General features: G+C 67.3%; 14 protein-coding genes and 3 pseudogenes. 7 read left to right on the top strand and 10 right to left on the bottom strand.

Annotated features, from left to right (window positions below):
- Positions 1–193 precede the first annotated feature (193 nt).
- Both K7W42_RS00625 and K7W42_RS00620 read right to left on the bottom strand, forming a co-directional pair.
- The gene (locus K7W42_RS00625) at positions 194–718 is read right to left on the bottom strand and encodes a hypothetical protein (protein ID WP_224571461.1); all 525 of its coding nucleotides are present in this window, start codon (positions 716–718) and stop codon (positions 194–196) included.
- A 157-nt stretch (positions 719–875) separates the two neighbouring features.
- Positions 876–2,453, bottom strand: coding sequence for a GMC family oxidoreductase (locus K7W42_RS00620; protein ID WP_224571460.1), 1,578 nt, complete (start codon positions 2,451–2,453; stop codon positions 876–878).
- Positions 2,454–2,499: 46 nt separating this feature from the next.
- On the opposite strand from K7W42_RS00620, the gene argJ reads away from it, so the two are divergent.
- A complete protein-coding gene (gene argJ, locus K7W42_RS00615; protein ID WP_224571459.1) occupies positions 2,500–3,654 on the top strand; it encodes a bifunctional glutamate N-acetyltransferase/amino-acid acetyltransferase ArgJ in 1,155 nt (384 codons plus the stop codon).
- 228 nt (positions 3,655–3,882) lie between these two features.
- Here the strand turns inward: argJ and K7W42_RS00610 are convergent, their stop codons facing one another.
- Positions 3,883–4,467 (bottom strand): DUF305 domain-containing protein, encoded by a 585-nt coding sequence (locus K7W42_RS00610; protein ID WP_224571458.1) that lies wholly within the window; start codon positions 4,465–4,467, stop codon positions 3,883–3,885.
- A 539-nt stretch (positions 4,468–5,006) separates the two neighbouring features.
- Between K7W42_RS00610 and K7W42_RS00605 the strand changes: the two genes are divergently transcribed.
- The 3 genes from K7W42_RS00605 to K7W42_RS00595 all read left to right on the top strand — a co-directional run bounded on the left by K7W42_RS00605 (position 5,007) and on the right by K7W42_RS00595 (position 7,110).
- Positions 5,007–5,792, top strand: coding sequence for a hypothetical protein (locus K7W42_RS00605; RefSeq protein ID WP_224571455.1), 786 nt, complete (start codon positions 5,007–5,009; stop codon positions 5,790–5,792).
- Between the two features lie 36 nt (positions 5,793–5,828).
- On the top strand, positions 5,829–6,581 hold the full coding sequence (locus K7W42_RS00600; protein WP_224571453.1) for a TspO-related membrane protein: 753 nt from the start codon (positions 5,829–5,831) through the stop codon (positions 6,579–6,581).
- 184 nt (positions 6,582–6,765) lie between these two features.
- Entirely contained in the window at positions 6,766–7,110 is a 345-nt protein-coding gene (locus K7W42_RS00595; RefSeq protein WP_224571451.1) for a hypothetical protein, read from the top strand.
- A gap of 266 nt (positions 7,111–7,376) precedes the next feature.
- Here the strand turns inward: K7W42_RS00595 and K7W42_RS00590 are convergent, their stop codons facing one another.
- From K7W42_RS00590 to K7W42_RS00560, 7 genes and pseudogenes are all read right to left on the bottom strand, one after another.
- Positions 7,377–7,997, bottom strand: a complete 621-nt coding sequence (locus K7W42_RS00590; protein WP_224571449.1) for a hypothetical protein — start codon at positions 7,995–7,997, stop codon at positions 7,377–7,379.
- Between the two features lie 6 nt (positions 7,998–8,003).
- Positions 8,004–8,561, bottom strand: coding sequence for a GNAT family N-acetyltransferase (locus K7W42_RS00585; protein ID WP_439648843.1), 558 nt, complete (start codon positions 8,559–8,561; stop codon positions 8,004–8,006).
- Between the two features lie 43 nt (positions 8,562–8,604).
- Complete coding sequence (locus K7W42_RS00580) at positions 8,605–8,991, bottom strand: diacylglycerol kinase (protein WP_224571445.1); 387 nt, start codon at positions 8,989–8,991, stop codon at positions 8,605–8,607.
- Complete coding sequence (gene ybeY / locus K7W42_RS00575) at positions 8,988–9,455, bottom strand: rRNA maturation RNase YbeY (RefSeq protein WP_224571444.1); 468 nt, start codon at positions 9,453–9,455, stop codon at positions 8,988–8,990. Before ybeY ends, K7W42_RS00580 begins: the two co-directional genes overlap by 4 nt.
- A 120-nt stretch (positions 9,456–9,575) precedes the next feature.
- Positions 9,576–9,941, bottom strand: a pseudogene (locus K7W42_RS00570) (PhoH family protein); the annotation flags it as partial.
- A 264-nt stretch (positions 9,942–10,205) separates the two neighbouring features.
- Positions 10,206–10,361, bottom strand: a pseudogene (locus K7W42_RS00565) (LAGLIDADG family homing endonuclease); the annotation flags it as partial.
- A 675-nt stretch (positions 10,362–11,036) separates the two neighbouring features.
- Positions 11,037–11,690: pseudogene (locus tag K7W42_RS00560) on the bottom strand (PhoH family protein); the annotation flags it as partial.
- Positions 11,691–12,080: 390 nt separating this feature from the next.
- Here K7W42_RS00560 and aroE point away from each other — a divergent pair.
- From aroE to K7W42_RS00545, 3 genes are read left to right on the top strand one after another with little or no spacing between them, the layout of a single operon-like run.
- Positions 12,081–12,956: a shikimate dehydrogenase gene (gene aroE, locus K7W42_RS00555; RefSeq protein ID WP_224571443.1), complete on the top strand. Its 876-nt coding sequence runs from the start codon at positions 12,081–12,083 to the stop codon at positions 12,954–12,956.
- Positions 12,953–16,258, top strand: coding sequence for a CHASE domain-containing protein (locus K7W42_RS00550; protein WP_224571441.1), 3,306 nt, complete (start codon positions 12,953–12,955; stop codon positions 16,256–16,258). Before aroE ends, K7W42_RS00550 begins: the two co-directional genes overlap by 4 nt.
- On the top strand, positions 16,255–17,520 hold the full coding sequence (locus K7W42_RS00545; RefSeq protein WP_224571440.1) for a hybrid sensor histidine kinase/response regulator: 1,266 nt from the start codon (positions 16,255–16,257) through the stop codon (positions 17,518–17,520). The genes K7W42_RS00550 and K7W42_RS00545 overlap by 4 nt, the downstream gene beginning before the upstream one ends.
- Positions 17,521–17,522: the final 2 nt, after the last annotated feature.

Below are 17,522 nucleotides of genomic sequence, written 5' to 3'. Positions count from 1 at the left end.
TGCAACTGTTTAACTCTGCTTACCTCTCGACCAACCAGAATGTCGGCAAGCCGAACAAAGCAGGGGAAGAGGGAAGGGCAAGGACGTTGGCCGCTGAACATTTCTTTGGCGTTGTGACCAACATCTACCCCTATCTAGCGGGACATAAAAACGCCCCCACCGTAGGGCGGGGGAGCAGAGGCAAGCGCGCCGGTTAGTTCACGCGGACGCTGTTGGTCAGGTTGCGGACGACTGCTTCATTCTTCGAGTAGTCCTTGACGTTGCCCGCAATCGTGACCACCAGCATACGCCCAGCCACGCTGGTGACCATCAATTCGCGGCGCAACTCGTCCCCCTGGCCCGGCGTGGTGAACACGAACTGCGCCCACGGCGAGCCGCCCAACTGCACCAGGCTGGCCTTCAAAGTCTTGACGTTGGGCACCTGCGCGCGAATGACGCCAGGAAACTGCTCAACCAGCTTGGCCACTTCGGTCTGAGCCAGTTTGCTGGTGCGCCACTCGAAGGCCACGCTGACCTTACGGTCCTCGGTCATGAACACGGCGTCGGGGCGCCCAGCGGCCGAAGGAAAGGCCGTGCGGATGCCAGCGGCGCTCAGCGTCAGGAGTTTCGCGTTGGGTTCAACCGTGACCGGCACGCTGCCCAGCTTTACAGGCACGGCGCTGGCGGCGGTGGTCGCCGTCAGAAGGGCGGTCAGCGTCAGGGCAAGAAAACGGCTCATGTCTGTGCCACCCTACCCGCCCGGCCCCAGGTGCTCATGAAGCCGACATGAGGAACGTGCAGGGCCGCGTGATTTTCTTCTGAAGCTGCTGAGCAAGGTGAGACTTTCGGAATAGTATCTGTGGCAACCATTTTGAGAGGGAAAAGCGGTGCTCTCCTCAAAGCCCAGCCTCTACAAATTCGGCGGCTCGGGCGCCAATCATCATGGCGGTGGCGTTGGTGTTTGCGTGGATGATTCGGGGCATCACACTGGCGTCGCCTACCCATAGGCCCTGGGTGCCCTGCACCGCCAGCCGGCGGTCGACCACTGCTTTCTCTCCGTCGCCCAGCGCCGCCGTCCCAACTGGGTGGTACAGGGTCGAACACTCCTCCTGCACATACCGGCGCAGAGCGGCCTCGCTGCGCACGCCCTCGCCGGGCAGAACCTCGGCGCCGCGCAGGCGGGCCAGCGGAGGGGCGCCCGCAATCTCGCGCGCCTGCCGCACGCCAGCCACCAGGCTTTGCACGTCCCGCTCGTCGGTCAGGTACTGCGGGTCAATGGTGGGCGCCGCGAAGGGGTCGCGTGAGGCGAGCGTGATCTGGCCCCGGCTGTGGACATCCACCAGCACCGGCCCCACCGAGAAGTGCGCGCCCCGCGCCGTCTGAAAACCGTGATCGCGGAAGTACGCTGGGCCAAAGTGAAATTGCAGGTCGGGGTCGCCGGCTGGGTCCAGGCCGGGGCGGGCGTGAGAAAAGGCGGCGGCCTCGGCAATGTTGCTGCTGAGGGGCCCGCTGCGGTTCCAGGCGTACTGGGCCAGGGCGGCGGCGGGGTGCCCGCTGTCCAGCGACGCCACGCGCGAGCGGCTAATGACCGGTACGGCCAGGTGGTCTTGCAAGCCCCGTCCAACCCCATCCAGGGCCACGCGCACGGGAATGTTCAGGCGGGCCAGTTCGGTGCGGGGTCCCACGCCCGACAGCATCAGCAGGTGCGGCGTCTGCACGGCCCCAGCGGTCAGCAGCACGCCGCCAGCGGGGGCGTCCAGGGTGCGGCCCTGCCAGCGCAGGCGCACCCCGGCGGCGCGCGGGCCGTCCCACAGCAGTTCTAGAACGTGGGCGCCAGTTAGCACGGTCAGGTTCGGGTGCCCCAGGACTGGTTGCAGGAACGCGCGAAAAGCGCTGTACCGCTCGCCGCGCAGGTGGTTGCTTTCTAGTAGGCCGGCGCCGTCCAGTACCCCATCGTTGAAGGTGTTCACGGCCTTCAGGCCCAAGCCCAGCGCCGCCGAAGCCACAAAGGCGTGGCTCAGGTCGTGGGACCTGTCCCGCGCGCCCACCGGCAGCAGGCCACCTGTGCCGCGGGTCTCGCCGGCGGCGCCTCGGTAGTCTTCCAGGGCGCGGAAGGTCGGCAGCACCTCGGCCCAAGTCCAGCCTTCGCCCCAGCGGTCATAGTCGCGGCGCGAGCCCCGAATCCAGATGGTCGCGTTGATGGCGCTGCTGCCGCCCAGCACCTTGCCGCGTGGCCAGTAGAAGCTGCGGCCGGCGGCGCCCAGCTGCGGCGTGGTCGTGAAGTTCCAGTCCAGTGGGGTGCGGAAGAGCTTTGAAAACGCCCCAGGTGCACGGATCAGGGGGTGGCGGTCCGGCCCGCCGGCTTCCAGCAGCAGCACCCGCAGGCCTGCGTCCAGCAGCCGGCGCGCTGCCACGCAGCCGCCAGAACCGGCCCCCACCACCACCACATCTGCTCCAGTGCGCTCTGTTGTCATGCCAGGCGAGTATAGGCGGCGCGTCCAGGCGGCTACACTCCTGGGCATGAGCCTCACCTTTCCCCTTGGCTTTACGGCGGCGGCGATGGCCGCTGGCATCAAACCCAGCGGCAAGACCGACCTGAGCGGCGTGACTTCGGCCAGTGACTGTACCTGGGCCTTCGCGGGCACCCGCTCGACCACCGCCGCCGCGTGCGTGACCCGCAACCGCGAGTTGTACGCGAGTGGACAGCCGGTGCGCGCCCTTCTAGTCAACGCCGGCAATGCCAACGCCGCCACGGGTCGGCGCGGCGCCGCCGACAACGCCGACATGGCCGACGCTTTTGGCAGTGTGCTGAATGTGCCTGCCGGGGGCGTGTTGACCGCCAGCACGGGCATCATCGGCCACCTGCTGCCCATGGACCGGGTCCTGAGCGGGATTGAACACCTGCCGGACGAACTATCGGAAGGCGCCGACGCTTTTGCCAGCGCCATCATGACCACCGATACCCGGCCCAAGGCGGCGCAGGCCACACTGAGTACGGGCGCGCGCATCGTGGGCACCGCCAAGGGCAGCGGCATGATTCACCCGGATATGGCGACCATGTTCGCTTTTGCCTTCACCGACGCGGCTGTGGAGCAGGAGGCCCTGCGTGCCGCGTTTCCGGCCATCGTTAACCGCACTTTCAATGCGGTCACGGTGGACGGCGACACCAGCACGAACGACATAGCGCTGGTGCTGGCCAACGGTCAGGCAGGCGAGGTGCCCCTAGAGGAGTTCCTGACGGCTCTGGAAGAGGTCATGCGCGACCTGGCCCGGCAAATTGCCGCCGATGGTGAGGGCGCCACCAAGCTCTTGACCGTGCAGGTGTCGGGCGCCCGAACCGAGGCTGAGGCCCTGGCGGCGGCGCGCACCTGCTGCGTGTCCCCCCTCCTCAAAAGTGCCGTGCACGGCAACGACCCCAACTGGGGCCGCGTGATTATGGCGGTGGGCCGCAGCGGCGCTGCCGTGGACGTGGGGGGCCTCACCGTCAGCGTGCAGGGTCAGCCGGTCTTTGCAGGCGGCCCGCTGCCCTACGATGCCGCGCAGGTGAGCGCCAGCATGAAAGCAGACGAGGTGCGGTTTGTCATCGACCTGGGTGTGGGCGAGGCGAGCGGTGAAGCCTGGGGCTGCGACCTGAGCGCCGACTACGTCCGCATCAACGCGGAGTACACGACGTAAGGCAGACTCCGAAGTGGTCTGAGAAACGTGTCGGCGCAGGTTGCTGACCTGGCAGGACAAGACCTCTTGATCTGAGCGACGAGGCCGACTGCGGATGGGGCGCGTGATGGCTGAGGGGATGAGTGGAGCCAGGACGGCCCATTGGGCGTCGCCTCGGCCGCATCACAGCAATGGGCCGCCCACCTGGGCGGCCCATCGTCACCGAGTTGCCGGATGACCTCTATACTCTTAGCTTTGCAATTCGCGCAGGATTCGCGCAGTCAGTTCAACGTGCTCTGTAAATTGATTGAGGGCGAGGGTCGCAAGGTGACGGCCCTGTTGTTCAGCAAAAGCCTTTTCGTTTGGCACTGTGTTACTTAAGTAGGCCGTAGCCAGGTCACGTAAAAAAATGTGATTCTCGTGCTGTGCGGTGATATAGGCCAGGTCAAATTCACGACCAGGGGCGGCAGACTGAATTTTAGTCAGAGTCGCTTTTGCTTTTGCATCCATAGGCGGAACTGGTGTGCTGAGTTCCTTCAGCACTGTCGTGACAGCGACGGCTTCACGAAGTTCGAAACCAGCAAATTCTTTGGCATTGGCCTGCGTTGCACGGTTGACTGCGATCCGGCTCGTGATGAGTGAGAGTTCGGCAGGACCAATGACACCGAGACGAAAATCCCGTTCGGTCAAACCCATCTTCATTGGTGCGCCAGCACCACCGGCTTGAGCGGTCGAGTTTACATTCAAGAACCCTATCCCAATTCCTGTTGCGGTTAGACCGGTAATAAGTGTGCGGCGGTTCAGCTGGATTGAAGTTTTACTGTCCTGAATCATATAAGTTCTCCTAGCTCTACTTCAAGTCATCCATTAATAAAAATTGAAGTAGATGTGTTCCTCGAAGATATACCAAAGTTTGCAGATGTAGGAACGGATCATATTTTTAAAAGCTAACCCTCTCCTTATGATTCACTAGCTCATCTATAAGTTTCTAGAACAGCGCTGAGGGCACAAACCTACCCTTCTTGAGCGAGAGCGGGATCAGTCTGAACTCATCGCAGGCGCATCCTTGTAGATGGTACGGGCAGACACCGACCATGTCGAAAAATCAGGTGTAGATCATGTGCACGGAGACGCCGAAGTCATCTTTAATGTTTCGGTTGCGCCAAGCGCCACACATGATTCATTCGCAGGCGGCCGAGCGACGCTTCTTCCATTAACTGTGGGCGAAGTGTTTGGGCTGCCAGCCAGGCCTCCCGTCGACCTCTCAACTCAGACTCACGCTGCTGTCAGTGAGGGAACTTCAGATGCTCTCGGCGCTTGAGCGTGTCTTGAGGCTTGAAGGCGGCCTCGCCCCGCTGCGGGTACGGTGCCCTATGACTGTCCTTTCTCCCTCGGCGCTGGCGCGTCCTCTGGATTTTCGGTATGGGTCAAATCGGCTGGCAGCGTTGGGCCTGCTGGGGGTCACGCTGCTGGCCCGGCGCCGGGGCCAGAGCTGGCCCCAGGCTCTCAGCGCAGGCGGCGCCGCCTTTTCGGCCTGGGCCACGGCGCGCGAACTGGACCCCGATTACCCCCAGACTGCCAACGCGGCTCTGCCCGTGGCGGCGGCGCTGGTCCTGCTGGGTCGGCCAGGCACTCTGGCAACCCTGCTGCCCAGCCTGACCGCCCTCAGTGGCTTGCGGGTGATCGCCGGCACCACCGGCCAGGCGGCCACCCAAAGCGACCTCACCGGCCTGTTGGTACAGGGGCTGCTGACGGCTAGCACAGGCGGCCAGGTGGGCGCCGCAGTGGCGGGGGCGGCGCCGCTGCTGACCCCCAGCGCCCACAGCGCCGTGCCGCTGATGGGGGCGCTGCTGCCCACCCTGACCACTGGCAGCCGCTGGTCGTGGCTGGGGGCGGGCCTCAGCCTGGCGGCCTTGCCCCTGGCGAGCACCCTGACCGCCCCCGAAGCGGTGCAGAGTGTCTGCGACCGTGCCCAGCGTCCGGTGCGCGCCGCCGAAGTGCAGCGGGCGCGGCAGGTGGCAGCGGCGGCGTTGATGGCCGGCCTGCTGACGCGGCAGACGCGCGGCCTTTTGCCGCTGGCAGCGGCCTGCTTGACTGTGGCGGCCCGGCGAGAAGGGGCGAAGCTCAAGGCCAGCTCAAGCCGACCGTTGCCCAGCTGACATCTTGGGCGGCTTCTCGCTGCTTACCGTGGAGCCATGACTGGATTTGCGCGACAGGTGACTTTGCTGCTGGCCACGGTGCTGACGCTCGTCATGAACTATCTGAGCAATGCGCTGCCACTCTTCGGGAACAGCAACAAGGCGGTGAGCGATTCGCTGCCTAACGCTTTTACCCCGGCGGGCCTGACCTTCGCGGTGTGGGGGCCTATTTTCCTGGGGCTGCTGGTGTTCGCGGTGTATCAGGCGCTGCCGGCCCAGCGCGCGGCGCGCTATGACCGCCTGTTCTGGCCCTTCCTCCTGGCCAACCTGCTGAACAGCGCGTGGCTTCTGGCCTTTCAGAGCCTGAATATTGTCCTGAGTGTGCCCATCATGCTGGCCCTGCTGGGTAGCCTGGTCTGGCTGTACCTGACGGTGCACGATCTGCGCCCGCTGGGGGCTGAAGCCTGGGCCCTGCAGGTGCCGACCAGCCTCTACCTGGCCTGGATTAGCGTGGCCACCATGGCAAATATCACGGCCTTCCTAGTCAGCGTGGGCGTAACAGCGGGCGCGCTGGGCCTGAGCGCGCCGCTGTGGTCGGCGCTGCTGGTCGTGATTGCGGCCGTGGTGGGCGTGTTTTTTCTGGTGCGCTTTCATGACTACGCCTTTGCGGCGGTGCTGCTGTGGGCGTTCTACGGAGTGTATGTGGCCCGCACAGAAGTGGGCCTGGTCGGCGCTGGTGTGGCCCTGGCCGCCGCGCTGGTCGTGCTGGGCGGCCTGGTCAGTGTGCGGGGCCGCCGGGCCGCCCTGTAAGGCAGAGGAATCTCTTTGGCCCCTTCTGGTTTCAGGAGGGGCATTTTGCTGTCAATCTAAGGCAGACGCTCGAAGATCAAATCGACTCTGAGTTGTGCTGGCCGTTTTCTATGAGCCTTTCAGACAGATTCGGCTTATTGAGGGCTGGGAATGTGGGCAACGCCTGGCCACGTAAAGTCTAGCCATGGATCTCGACCCGGACCGACTCTCGCTCCCCGATGACCGCTTCGTCTTCGAGATGACCGACAAGGGCTTCGCCCCGGCCCGTGTCACTCTCAATGGTCAGGCCTTCGACCTCATGTTCTTCGACCCGATACGTGCGGGTCAGGAACTACGTGACCTCGACCAACTCGGCGTGGCTTGCACGGGCGAGAACAACGTCGTGCTCGTGCTCGACGTCACCGTCGAACGGCTGCTGCATTCCGTGCGACATCTTCGCGACCACGGGTATTTCCTCCGTACTCGACCCACCGTCGAACCCTCGGCCTTCGAGGTTCACCTTCCCCTCGACCCGACCACCGAGCCCTGATCCCCCATCTTCCTCGCTCATGGCGCCCGTGGTGGCCTCAAGTCCGACAGCAATGCGCTCGCCAACTTTTTGCGCCGCACCGTTCTCCACGCCCGGCGCAGATGCCCTTTGAGCTCGGCCACGTTGCGCAGACACACATTGCCCAGTAATTAGGGCGCAGCGGGCACCTTGCTGGCTGTGCCTCCATGACGCAGCTTCTGCCTGCTTTCTCGCTCGTTCTGCTCGGACTTCATCCGGCATTCTGTTGGATTCAATCGGAGTTCGTATCAATCCCATTCCCAGGTGCGCCAGTCGCTGGGCTTGGCGGCGCTGGCTTTGGTCGGTCGGTCGCCCGCCTTGCTTCCGTCTGGATGGGGATACCAGGGGTAGATCGTCGCCAGCGCCTCATCCAACCGGCGGCGCAGGCCCTCCGCTAGCGTCGCGCGCTCGCGTTCGGTGAGGGGGGCCAGGGGCGTGGCCAGGTGGTCGAGGGCCGCTTCCAGGCCTGGCAGGTAGGGCGCGCGGGCCAGACGCACTGCACCTTTCCGGAGCGGCTGGGGCTGCACCACCGGCACGAAGGACGCGGCGGCGGCATCTAACGCCTCCGCCCGGATCTGAGCCCGCTGGGCGCGGGTGCGTTCGGCGCGCTCGCGGGCGTCGGCGGCGCGGGCCTGCGCGGCGAGGAATGTGTCCTGGCGCTCTACCTCGAACACCCGCGTCTCCCCGTACAGCTTGACGGGCGGTAGGCGGCGGCGTCCCATTTTCAGGCCGTTGGGCCGGGTCTGGTCGTGTTCACCCAGAAAGCGGCGAATCAGGGCCGGGGTCCAGCCCCGCTCCTTGAGGTCCTGGGTGGCCAGAAAGCCGGGTGGATTGACGGGTGGTCCCTCGCTGGCGGTGCGCTTGGCCATAGTGCCCTACGCCTCCTCGCCGGGCCACTCGCGGCGCAGCAGGTCCAATTTGACGCTGTCAAAGCGCTCACCCCGCACCAAGCGCGCTTCACGGACCCGCGCACTCTCGCGGAACCCCAGCCGCTGCGCCGCGCGGATCATGCGTTCGTTGCCGCTCCAAGTGCTGAAGGTCAGGACGTGGGCGTCTGTTTCGTCCAGGGTGGCCTGGACCCATTGCCGCAGCGCCTCGGTGCCCAGCCCGCGTCCCCAGTGCTGCGGGTCGTAAATCAGGATGCCCAGGTCCCACCAGCCGCCGCCGGCCGGGTCTTCCTCGGCGCGGTTGACCATGCCGGTGCACTGGCCGCCCAGGTCAATTACGCGCTCGTGGGGGCTGGGCGGGGTCTGCGCCAACGTGTCCACATAGCGTTCCAGCGCCTCGGTGGTCGTGCCGGCGTGAAAGTAGGGCGCGTCCCACTGGCGCCACGCCGCCTGCGGATCGGTCAGCCAGCGCCGCAGCACCGGCAGATCACGGGGCCGGCGGCCACGCAAGGTCACGGGCAGCGGCTCCAGGGAAGACACACTCACGCCGCGCATCCTGCCACGGGGGCCGCGCGCAGAACTGTGCGCTTTATGGCAGCCCGCCCCGCAGCACCCCCAGGAGCGGGGGCCCCAGGACGGCGGCGCCCACCCCCAGCGCGCCCAGGCTGGCCAGCAGCACGGCGGCGGCGGCCGCGTCTTTGGCCACCTTGGCCAGCGGGTGAAGCTCTGGGCTGACCAGGTCCACGACCGCTTCCAGCGCGGTGTTCAGCAGTTCCAGGCTCAGCACCAGGGCGCAGGTCAGCAGAATGGGGGCCAGGGGTGCGCCCAGCACGGCGGTCAGGCCCAGGGCCAGCGCGGCGGCCCAGCACTCGATCCGGAAATTGGGCTGGCTGCGGTAGGCGTGGCGCACCCCGGCCCAGGCAAAGCCCGCCGAGCGCAGAAAACGCCGCAGGCTCAGGGCTGAGCCGCCGGTCATACCCCGGCAGGCAGCGCGGCGCGGGCCGCGTCCCACGCGGCGTGAAACACCGCCCACTCTTCGCCGGTGGCGCCTTCCTCAAAGCCCAGGCCCTCAGCGTGGGGGTGATCGTGGCCCACCAGGTGCGTGACGCCGTGGCTGGCCAGCAGCGCGACCTCGCGCGTCAGGCTGTGGCCCCGCGCCTCGGCCTGGCGCGCCGCCGTGTCCAGACTGATCACGATGTCCCCCAGATGCGGCGGCATAAACGGGTCGCCGGGCTCCCAGGTGGGAAAACTCAGGACATCGGTGGCGGCGTCTTCGCCCCAGTGTTCGCGTTTGAGGGCACGAATGGTGCGGTCGCCGACCAGCACCACCGTGATCTCGCGCTCCTGGACCCCAAAGTGCGTGGTCACCGCCTCCAAGCTGGCGCGCAGGGCGCCCCTGAGGCCCGCTGGCGGCGTCTTGCGAACAATCAGGTCAATCATGGGGCCTCCAGCGGGCAGCAGGTCGGCAGTCTGGTCCGGGGGAAAGAAACACACTTCTCGTCACACGTTGCAGGGTAGCGGCAAAGAAAAGCCCCCGCCACTGGGGCGGGGGAGAAGGGCTTAGCGGGCCGCGCTGGGTGGGTCACCCTCGGCTTCAGGAATAGAGGCGAACTCGCCCCGGCGCGCGGCGCGTTTGTCCTCCTCGGCCTGCTCGGCGGCCTCATAGGCCTTGATGATGCTGCCCACCAGGGGGTGACGCACCACGTCGGCGTCGGTAAATTCGTGCCAGGCGATGCCCTCGATGCGGCTCAGGACGCGCTTGGCCACCGCCAGGCCACTGGTGATGTGGCGCGGCAGGTCAATCTGGGTCACGTCGCCCGTCACCACGACCTTGCTGGAAAAGCCCATGCGGGTCAGGAACATCTTCATCTGCTCGCCGGTGGTGTTCTGGGCCTCGTCGAGAATGATGAACGCGTCGTTCAGGGTGTTGTGGGTGACTACAAAGTGCTCGGTGATGTACAGCGCGTCCTCAGCGGCCACGCGAATACACTGCATCGGGTCGCGGCCCACCTTCTCAATTCCCGTGATGAAACGCATAGGACGGCCACCACCATGAGCGCTGTACCGCTCAGCCTTGCGCGTCAGCCGGAAGGGAGCCACCTCACTAGGCAGCCGAATATCCAGCACATGTGCGTCGTGCCGGTGGCTGACAGGACGGCCGCTGGCCAGGCCAGGCGTGCGGCCTTCTGTGGCCCGGACGCGGCGGCGGGCCACGCCCCCCAACGACTGCACAAGTTCAGTCACGTCGTCGGCCAGCCTGGGCGAGGTGGTGGTGTACTGCACGCGGCATGAGCGCCCCTCCTGGGTCACAGGGCCGCCGTCGGTGTCCAGTAGACCTTGCAGCATGGCCAGGCGCACCGCTGGGCTGTTGTGTTTATAAACAGACGGAACAAACTTCTGCGCCGAGGTTTTGCCGTCTAGACCTAGCGCGCGCAGCGCCGAAGTGACCGGATTGGCCACGCGCTGCCCGCCGCGCCCGCCCGCCGTGTGGCGCAGCACATAGTCGTATCCGCTCTTGTGGGCCACGGCCAGTACCGGCTGCTGAACTTGGGCATTCAGCGCCTCTTCCAGCGCGCTGACCAGTTCGGGGTCGGCGGTGGCAAAGCTGGGCGTGGTGGTGCAGGTCGTGCAGCCGTCGCCCAGCAGCAGGCCCAGGGCGTAAGGGTCAAGTGGAACGACCTGCTCTGGAAAGGATACTGGCCCGCTCAGGGTGGGAATCTCGTAGCGGTACTGGTGGGCTGTTTTTAGGTTACCCATCATCTCGCGGGTTTCCAGCACCCGGCCTGGTGTGCCCCGGCGCTTGTCAGAGGGCATAAAGACCGTCCAGAGGTGTTCCTCGCAGCACTCCACGCTGGTGCCGTCGCTGAAGGTGACGCGGTAGGTGTCTTTCTCGCCCTGGGGGTAAACGCCGACCACGCGCGTGGGGCGGCCATCCGAGCCGATCACATGGTCGCCCACTTCTAGGTGGCCCATCTCGCGCCAGCCCAGAGGCGTCAGCACCTTGCTCGTCAGCGGCTGCGCCCGGCCGCGCATGAAGGCCAGTGGGGCAATTTCAATCACGCCGCTCGTCAGGTAGGACTCGAACTTCTCCTGTTCCAGCATGTCCTGCAAGGCGTCGTACAGCGGGCGCAGGTAGGGGTCGATTTTGGCCTGCAGGTCGCCGGGCAAGAAGCCCAGTTTCTCGCCCGCTTCCACGGCGGGGCGGGTCAGGATGATGCGCTTGACCTTCTTGGCTTTCAGCGCCTGCACGGCCATCGCCACGGCCATGTAGGTCTTGCCGGTGCCGGCTGGGCCGACGCCAAAGGTGATGTCACTCTTGTCGATGCTGTCCAGATACAGCTTCTGGCCAGGTGTTTTGGGTTTCAGACCGCGCGGCAGGCTCAGGCCTGTGACCTGAGTTTCGGCGGCCAGACTGCGCCCTTCGCCGCTGAGGCGAGCCGAGCGCAGCAGGCTCTCGGGGGTCAGTTCGCCGCCGGTTCGGACCACGTCCAGCGCGTCGCGCACCAGGCGCTCGCCCTGCTGCACGTCGGCCTCGTCGCCGCTCACAGTGACGGTCTCGCCGCGCGCGACCAGCTTGGCTCTGGTCAGTTCCCGCATGCGGCGCAGGTTGGCGTCGCCGGGGCCCAGCAAGGCGTAGGCCTCGCGGGGGTTGTCCAGGGTAATGGTGGCGGTCATGGTGGCGGGGCTACCTTGGGAATGCTGTGTCAAACGGTCTCCAGTCGTGCCAAAGCACAGCCCTCCCCCGGCACGGGGCCGCAGGAGGGAAGGGGGGTGTTTCGCCTCAAGTTCGCGTTTCATTCTGTGCGCCTCTGGGGGGGTGCGGCGTGTGCCGGGGCACATTTGCCCTGCGTGCATTGGCGTACCGGACCTCTGTGCCATCTGGCGGGGGGCAGGGCGCTGCGTGGCCTCTGGCGCAGAAGAAAACCGCAGGGCTGCACAGAGCCAGCTGCCAGGGAACGGTGCGGGCGGCGGCTGAATCCCCTTCAGCGTTCGTTCAGAGACAGGCTGGCGGGGCAGCTTGGCCCTCAGCAGCGGCCGCCGGCGCAGCGCGGGTAGACTGGCGGCGTGAGCCTGCCGGACGCTACACCTCTGCGCGCCTTCCTGTTTGCCGACCCGGCCGCGCATTCCCTGTCCCCCGCGATGCACGGCGCGGCGTTCCGGGCGGCTGGCCTGGCGGGCACGTATGAAGCCCGGTGCGTGCCGGCCGCCGACCTGCTAGCGGCGCTGGAGACCCTGCGCCAGCCGGGGGTACTGGGCGCCAACCTCAGCCTGCCGCACAAGGAAACGGCGCTGGGGCTGATGGATGACCTGACGCCTGCCGCGCGGGCCATCGGAGCGGTGAACACCGTGGTGCACCGGGAAGGGCAGTTGACCGGTGACAACACGGATGCGCCGGGCTTGTGGCAGGCGCTCTCTGAAGCGGGGTACGCCTGGGAGCAGGGCGCCAATGTGGTGGTCCTGGGGGCTGGCGGCGCTGCGCGGGCCGCCGTGTACACCGCCCTGGTTCTGGGAGAGCAGAACGTCTGGTTGGTCAACCGCACCTTTGGGCGGGCCCAGGCCATCGCGCAGGCCTGGGCCAATCCGGACGCAGAGGTTCAGGTGGTCGCCGCCGAAGCCCAGGCGGTGCCCTGGCCAGAGGTCTCTCTGGTCATCAACGCCAGCAGCGCGGGCCTGAACAACCCCACAGAGACCCCGCTGGACGCGGCGTGGCTGGCCCAACTGCCCGCCCACGCACTGGTGTACGACATGGTCTATAAGCCCGCCGAGACCCGCCTGATGCGGGACGCCCGCGTCCTGGGCCTGCTCGCCGCCAACGGCCTGGGGATGCTGGCCCATCAGGCGCGGCTGGCCTTTGCCGCCTGGACCGACGCCAAGGTGCCGGCCCAGGTGTTTCTAGACGCCCTGGCTCCTCAGGCAACAGCACCTGGGGATCAGGCATGAGACGGCGCCTGCGCGCTCCCCAGGCGCCGCTGGTGGTCATGGTGCTGGTGCTGGTGCTGACCCTGGCAGTGGCGCTGGTGGTGAACGCCTTTGTCCGGGAACAGCAGCGCAGCCGCTTTGAACGGGAGGCGGGGGTCTACAGCCAGTCGCTGCGGGGCCGCTTACTGGTGTACGAGCGGCTGCTGGAGGCCACGCGGGCCAACTGGCAGGCCCAGGGCGGCACCCTCAGCGAGGCCACCTTTGCGCGGTATGTGGACGGCGTGGACCTGCCCCGGCGGTATCCCGGCGTGCAGGCGGTGGGGTACGCGGCCTGGGTCACGGCGGCGCAGACCCCGGCACTGGTGCAGGCCCTGCGGGATGCGGGCAATCCGGGCTTTCAGGTGCGCCAGGCCGATCAGCCGCAGGCGCAGCGGGCCGTGATTGCCCTGGTGGGGCCGCTGAACACGGAAAACAGCCGCGCCCTGGGCTTTGACATGTACAGCGAGCCCATCCGCCGCCTCAGCTTTGACCTGGCCCGGCAGCAGGGCCGCGCCCACGCCACAGGGGTCTTGCCGCTGTTGCAGCGCGACCGCCAGGGCCAGCCGCTGCGCGGGTTTCTGGTGATGCTGCCGGTGTGGCGCGGCGCGGTGCCGGGGGGTGACCTGGAAGGTTTTCTGTATGTGGCGGTGCGTGCTGACCACTTTTTGCAGGACCTGACCCCGCTTGAGGGGGGGCGCCTGCTGGTGGACGTGCGCCTGGCGGGCGCCTCGCTGGTGGCGGCACCGCCCGACACGGCGGGGCAGACCTTTACCGTGCAGGTGCCGCAGCAGATCGTGGGTCAGGACTGGGTGATGGCCTTTGGCGCCGGCCCCGATTTTGCGCGTGACACGGCGGCGTGGGTGCCGGCGCTGGTGTTTCTGCTGGGCCTGCTGATCGCCGGGGCGTCCTACCTGCTGGTCAAGTCGCAGGTGGACGCCCGGGGCCGCGCCGAGGCCCTGAACGTGTCGCTGGCCCAGGCCCGCACCCGGCAGGAACAGGCGCGCGCCGAGTTCGAGGCCATCTTTCACGCCATGCAGGACGCCGCCGCCTTTACCGATGAGGACGGGCGCATCCGCATGGTCAACCCGGCCCTGACCGCGCAGTTTCGCACCACGCCTGAGGCGCTGACGGGGCAGCGGCTGGGCAGCCTCCACCTGGACCGCCGCCTGGACGGGCGCGCGACCTTTCAGGCCCTGACCACCCCCTACGCCCGCGTGGACGGCACCCAGTTCTCGGGCGAGACCCAGCGCTCCGAGGTGCTGGGCCGGGCCGGCGAGCGGCTGGGGGTGCTGGAGGTCATCCGGGACGTAACCGAGCGCGTGGCCGCCGAGCGCGCCCTGCAGGCCGAGGAACGGCGCTCGCGCAGCATTCTGGACGCCATTCCGCACATTGTTCAGGTCAGCGATTCCAGCGGCGAGGTGACCTTTGTCAACCGGCAGCACGCCGCGCAGCTGGGGGCAGGCAATCTGCTGGGCCACGTGGCGGCCAGTGACCGCGACGCTTACCTGGACATGTGGCGCGGCGCTGTGGCCGCCGAGCAGGGCGCGCAGACCGAGGCGCGCCTCAGTCTGGACGGCGAGGAACGCTGGTTCGTGCTGAAAGTGGTGCCCATGACCGGCGAGCAGGGCCGCGTGACCGGCTGGGTGACCACTGCCACCGACATCCATGACCGCCTACACGCCGAGCGGCTGGCCCAGCGCAACGAGGAGCGCTACCGGGGCGTCATCGAAGGCATGCCGCAAATCGTGTGGCTGGCCGACCCGAGTGGTCAGGCGCTGTATTTCAACCGGCAGTGGACAGCATTTGTGGGCCAGGACCGCGCGGCCTCGGGCTTTTTGCCGCTGCTGCACCCCGATGAGCGCGAGGACTACGGGCGCCGGTGGCAGGTGGCCCTGCGCCAGGGCCGGCCCTTTGAAGCCGAACACCGCCTGCGCGGCGAGGACGGCGCGTACCGCACCTTCGTCACGCGCGGCCTGCCGGTGCGCGACGCCGCAGGGCGCGTGATTGAATGGGTGGGCACCAGCACCGACGTGGACGACTCGGTCTACGCCGAGAACGCCGCCCGGCTGCTGGCCGACGTGACCGAAGAATTGACAGCCCGCAGCGAGGACGGCGACCACATTCGCCATGACCGCTACCGCGCGGCCCTGGCCCGCCTCAGCGCCCGCGTGGCCGACAGCGGCGCCCTGTGGACGGTGCAGCCCACCCGGCTGGTGGCCACGTCCTCGCCGGGGGCCACCTGGCACGCGGCGGCGCTGCACCTCGTGGCGGCGCAGGCCATCGAGCGGGTGCTACAGACCGAAGACCCCGTGTTTATTGACCACGACCCGGCGCTGCACCGCGTCAGCGCCACCGGCGCCGTGTTCTATCCGCTGGTGGGGCGCGGTGGCGTCCTTGAAGGCGTGCTGGGGCTGCTGTACCGCCAGACCATCACCAGCCGCGACTCGGACCTGGCCCAGGAACTCGCGCAGCGGTTTGCCTCGGCGCTCAGCAACGACCGCCTGCAGGAGCGGGTGCTGGCCGCCCAGGCCGACCTGCAACAGCTCAACCAGTCCCTTGAAGAGCGGGTGGCCCAGCGCACCCTGGACCTTGAAGGTGCCAACCGCGAACTCGAAGCCTTCAGTTACAGCGTCAGCCACGACCTGCGCACGCCGCTGCGGCATATCGTGGGCTTTGCCGACCTGCTGGGCAAGGACCTCGGCGAGGGGCTGCCGCCCAAGAGCGGGCGCTACCTGAGCGTCATCCGGGACTCGGCCAGCCGCATGAGCCAGCTGATTGACGACCTGCTGTCCTTTTCCCGCATGGGCCGCCAGGAACTGCGGCGGGTGCCCGTCAATCTGCGCGACCTGACCCTGAGCAGCTGGCGGGGCCTGGAACCCGACCGCGCAGGCCGCGACGTGGCCTTTGAGCTGCCAGGGGAGATGCCCCAGGTGCAGGGGGACGAGGCGCTGCTGGGCCTGGTTATGACCAACTTGCTGTCCAACGCCCTGAAATACACCCGTGGCCGTGACCCCGCGCGCATCTGGGTCACGGCCGACGCTCAGGGCGGCCAGGTACAGCTCACGGTGCGGGACAACGGCGTGGGCTTTGACCCCCGTTACGCGGATAAACTGTTTGGTGTGTTTCAACGTCTGCACCGCGCCGATGAATTTGAAGGCATCGGCATTGGCCTGGCGAACGTTCGCCGTATCGTTTTGCGTCATGGGGGCGCCGTGAGCGCCGACAGCCAGCCGGGCGAGGGCGCCACCTTCACGGTCACGCTGCCGGTGGGTGGGCCGGCGTGACCGCGCATACCCTGCCCGGTGAGGAAGGCCAGCTCAGAATTCTGCACCTGGAAGACAACGAACTGGACCATGAGCTGGTCACCATGCACATTGACGACCTGCCCTGGAGCGTCGAGGTCACGCGGGTGGAGGACGAGGCCGGGTTTGTGGCAGCCCTGGACGCCGCCGCGCCGCACCTGATTCTCAGCGACTTTGCGCTGCCCAGCTACGACGGCCTGAGCGCCTACCGCGCCGCCAGCGCCCGCTGGCCGCAGGTGCCGTTCATCATCGTGACCGGCGCGATGGGCGAGGAAACGGCGGTGGACACGCTGCGCGAGGGCGTCACGGACTACATCCTCAAGCAGCGCCTGGAACGCCTGCCGTCCAGCATTCGCCGCGCCATGGCCGAGGTGGAGTCCCAGCAGCAGCGCGCGCGTGCCGAGCAGGAAATCCGGCAGCTGAACGAGAATCTCCGGGCCCGCCTGCAAGAGGTCGAGCGCCTGCGCAACACCGCCGAGCGCCAGAGTCAGGTACTGGAGGTTCAGGCCCGGCAGCTGGAAGAGGCCCTGAATCTGCAAAAGACCTTTCTGGCCGAGACCAGCCACGAGCTGCGCACGCCGCTGACCGCCCTGCACGGCTACCTGCGCCGCGCCGAGCGCGAGGCCGGCGGCTCGCAGACCCTGATGGACGCCCAGCGCGTGGCCGAAAACATGACCCGCCTGGTCAACGACCTGCTGCAACTCTCGCGCGGCGAGCTGGTCCAGAGCATCGAGATGCACTTCATGAATCTGGGACAGCTGCTGAGGCAGGTGGGCCGGGATTACGGCGTGCGGGCCCCGGAGGGCGCCTACGAAATCGTGGGCGACCCTGGGCGCCTGACCCAGGTGTTTGTCAATCTGGTGACCAACGCCGTGCGCGTCACCGGCAGCGCCGAGCTGGTGGGGCTGGAGATCGAGCCGCGCCCCGGCGAGCTGGAAGTGCGGGTGGTGGACCACGGCCCCGGCGTTCCCGACGCCGTCAAGCCGCGCATCTTTGACAAGTTCTACCGGGGCAAGGAGGCGGGCTCGGCGGGCCTGGGCCTGACCATCGCGCAGCAGGTGGTCACAGCGCACGGCGGCACCATTGAGGTCGTGGACACGCCGGGCGGCGGCGCGACCTTCCGCGTGCGCCTGCCACTGCCCGAGGAAGACGATGACGCCGGCCTGGACACCGAACTGAGCCCTGGTCTGGACGGTGACCTGGACACCCAACAAGAAACAGGTCCTGGGGGCGCGCTAGCGTAGGG

Origin of the sequence: Deinococcus betulae, assembly GCF_020166395.1 — a bacterium.
GTDB lineage: Bacteria > Deinococcota > Deinococci > Deinococcales > Deinococcaceae > Deinococcus > Deinococcus betulae.
This window is presented reverse-complemented; position numbering and strand designations above follow the sequence as displayed.

What these genes read in the sequence shown, in the direction of transcription:
- K7W42_RS00625 (WP_224571461.1), bottom strand. Translation starts at nt 718, where the DNA reads ATGAGCCGTTTTCTTGCCCTGACGCTGACCGCCCTTCTGACGGCGACC.
- K7W42_RS00620 (WP_224571460.1), bottom strand. Translation starts at nt 2,453, where the DNA reads ATGACAACAGAGCGCACTGGAGCAGATGTGGTGGTGGTGGGGGCCGGT.
- argJ (WP_224571459.1), top strand. Translation starts at nt 2,500, where the DNA reads ATGAGCCTCACCTTTCCCCTTGGCTTTACGGCGGCGGCGATGGCCGCT.
- K7W42_RS00610 (WP_224571458.1), bottom strand. Translation starts at nt 4,467, where the DNA reads ATGATTCAGGACAGTAAAACTTCAATCCAGCTGAACCGCCGCACACTT.
- K7W42_RS00605 (WP_224571455.1), top strand. Translation starts at nt 5,007, where the DNA reads ATGACTGTCCTTTCTCCCTCGGCGCTGGCGCGTCCTCTGGATTTTCGG.
- K7W42_RS00600 (WP_224571453.1), top strand. Translation starts at nt 5,829, where the DNA reads ATGACTGGATTTGCGCGACAGGTGACTTTGCTGCTGGCCACGGTGCTG.
- K7W42_RS00595 (WP_224571451.1), top strand. Translation starts at nt 6,766, where the DNA reads ATGGATCTCGACCCGGACCGACTCTCGCTCCCCGATGACCGCTTCGTC.
- K7W42_RS00590 (WP_224571449.1), bottom strand. Translation starts at nt 7,997, where the DNA reads ATGGCCAAGCGCACCGCCAGCGAGGGACCACCCGTCAATCCACCCGGC.
- K7W42_RS00580 (WP_224571445.1), bottom strand. Translation starts at nt 8,991, where the DNA reads ATGACCGGCGGCTCAGCCCTGAGCCTGCGGCGTTTTCTGCGCTCGGCG.
- ybeY (WP_224571444.1), bottom strand. Translation starts at nt 9,455, where the DNA reads ATGATTGACCTGATTGTTCGCAAGACGCCGCCAGCGGGCCTCAGGGGC.
- K7W42_RS00550 (WP_224571441.1), top strand. Translation starts at nt 12,953, where the DNA reads ATGAGACGGCGCCTGCGCGCTCCCCAGGCGCCGCTGGTGGTCATGGTG.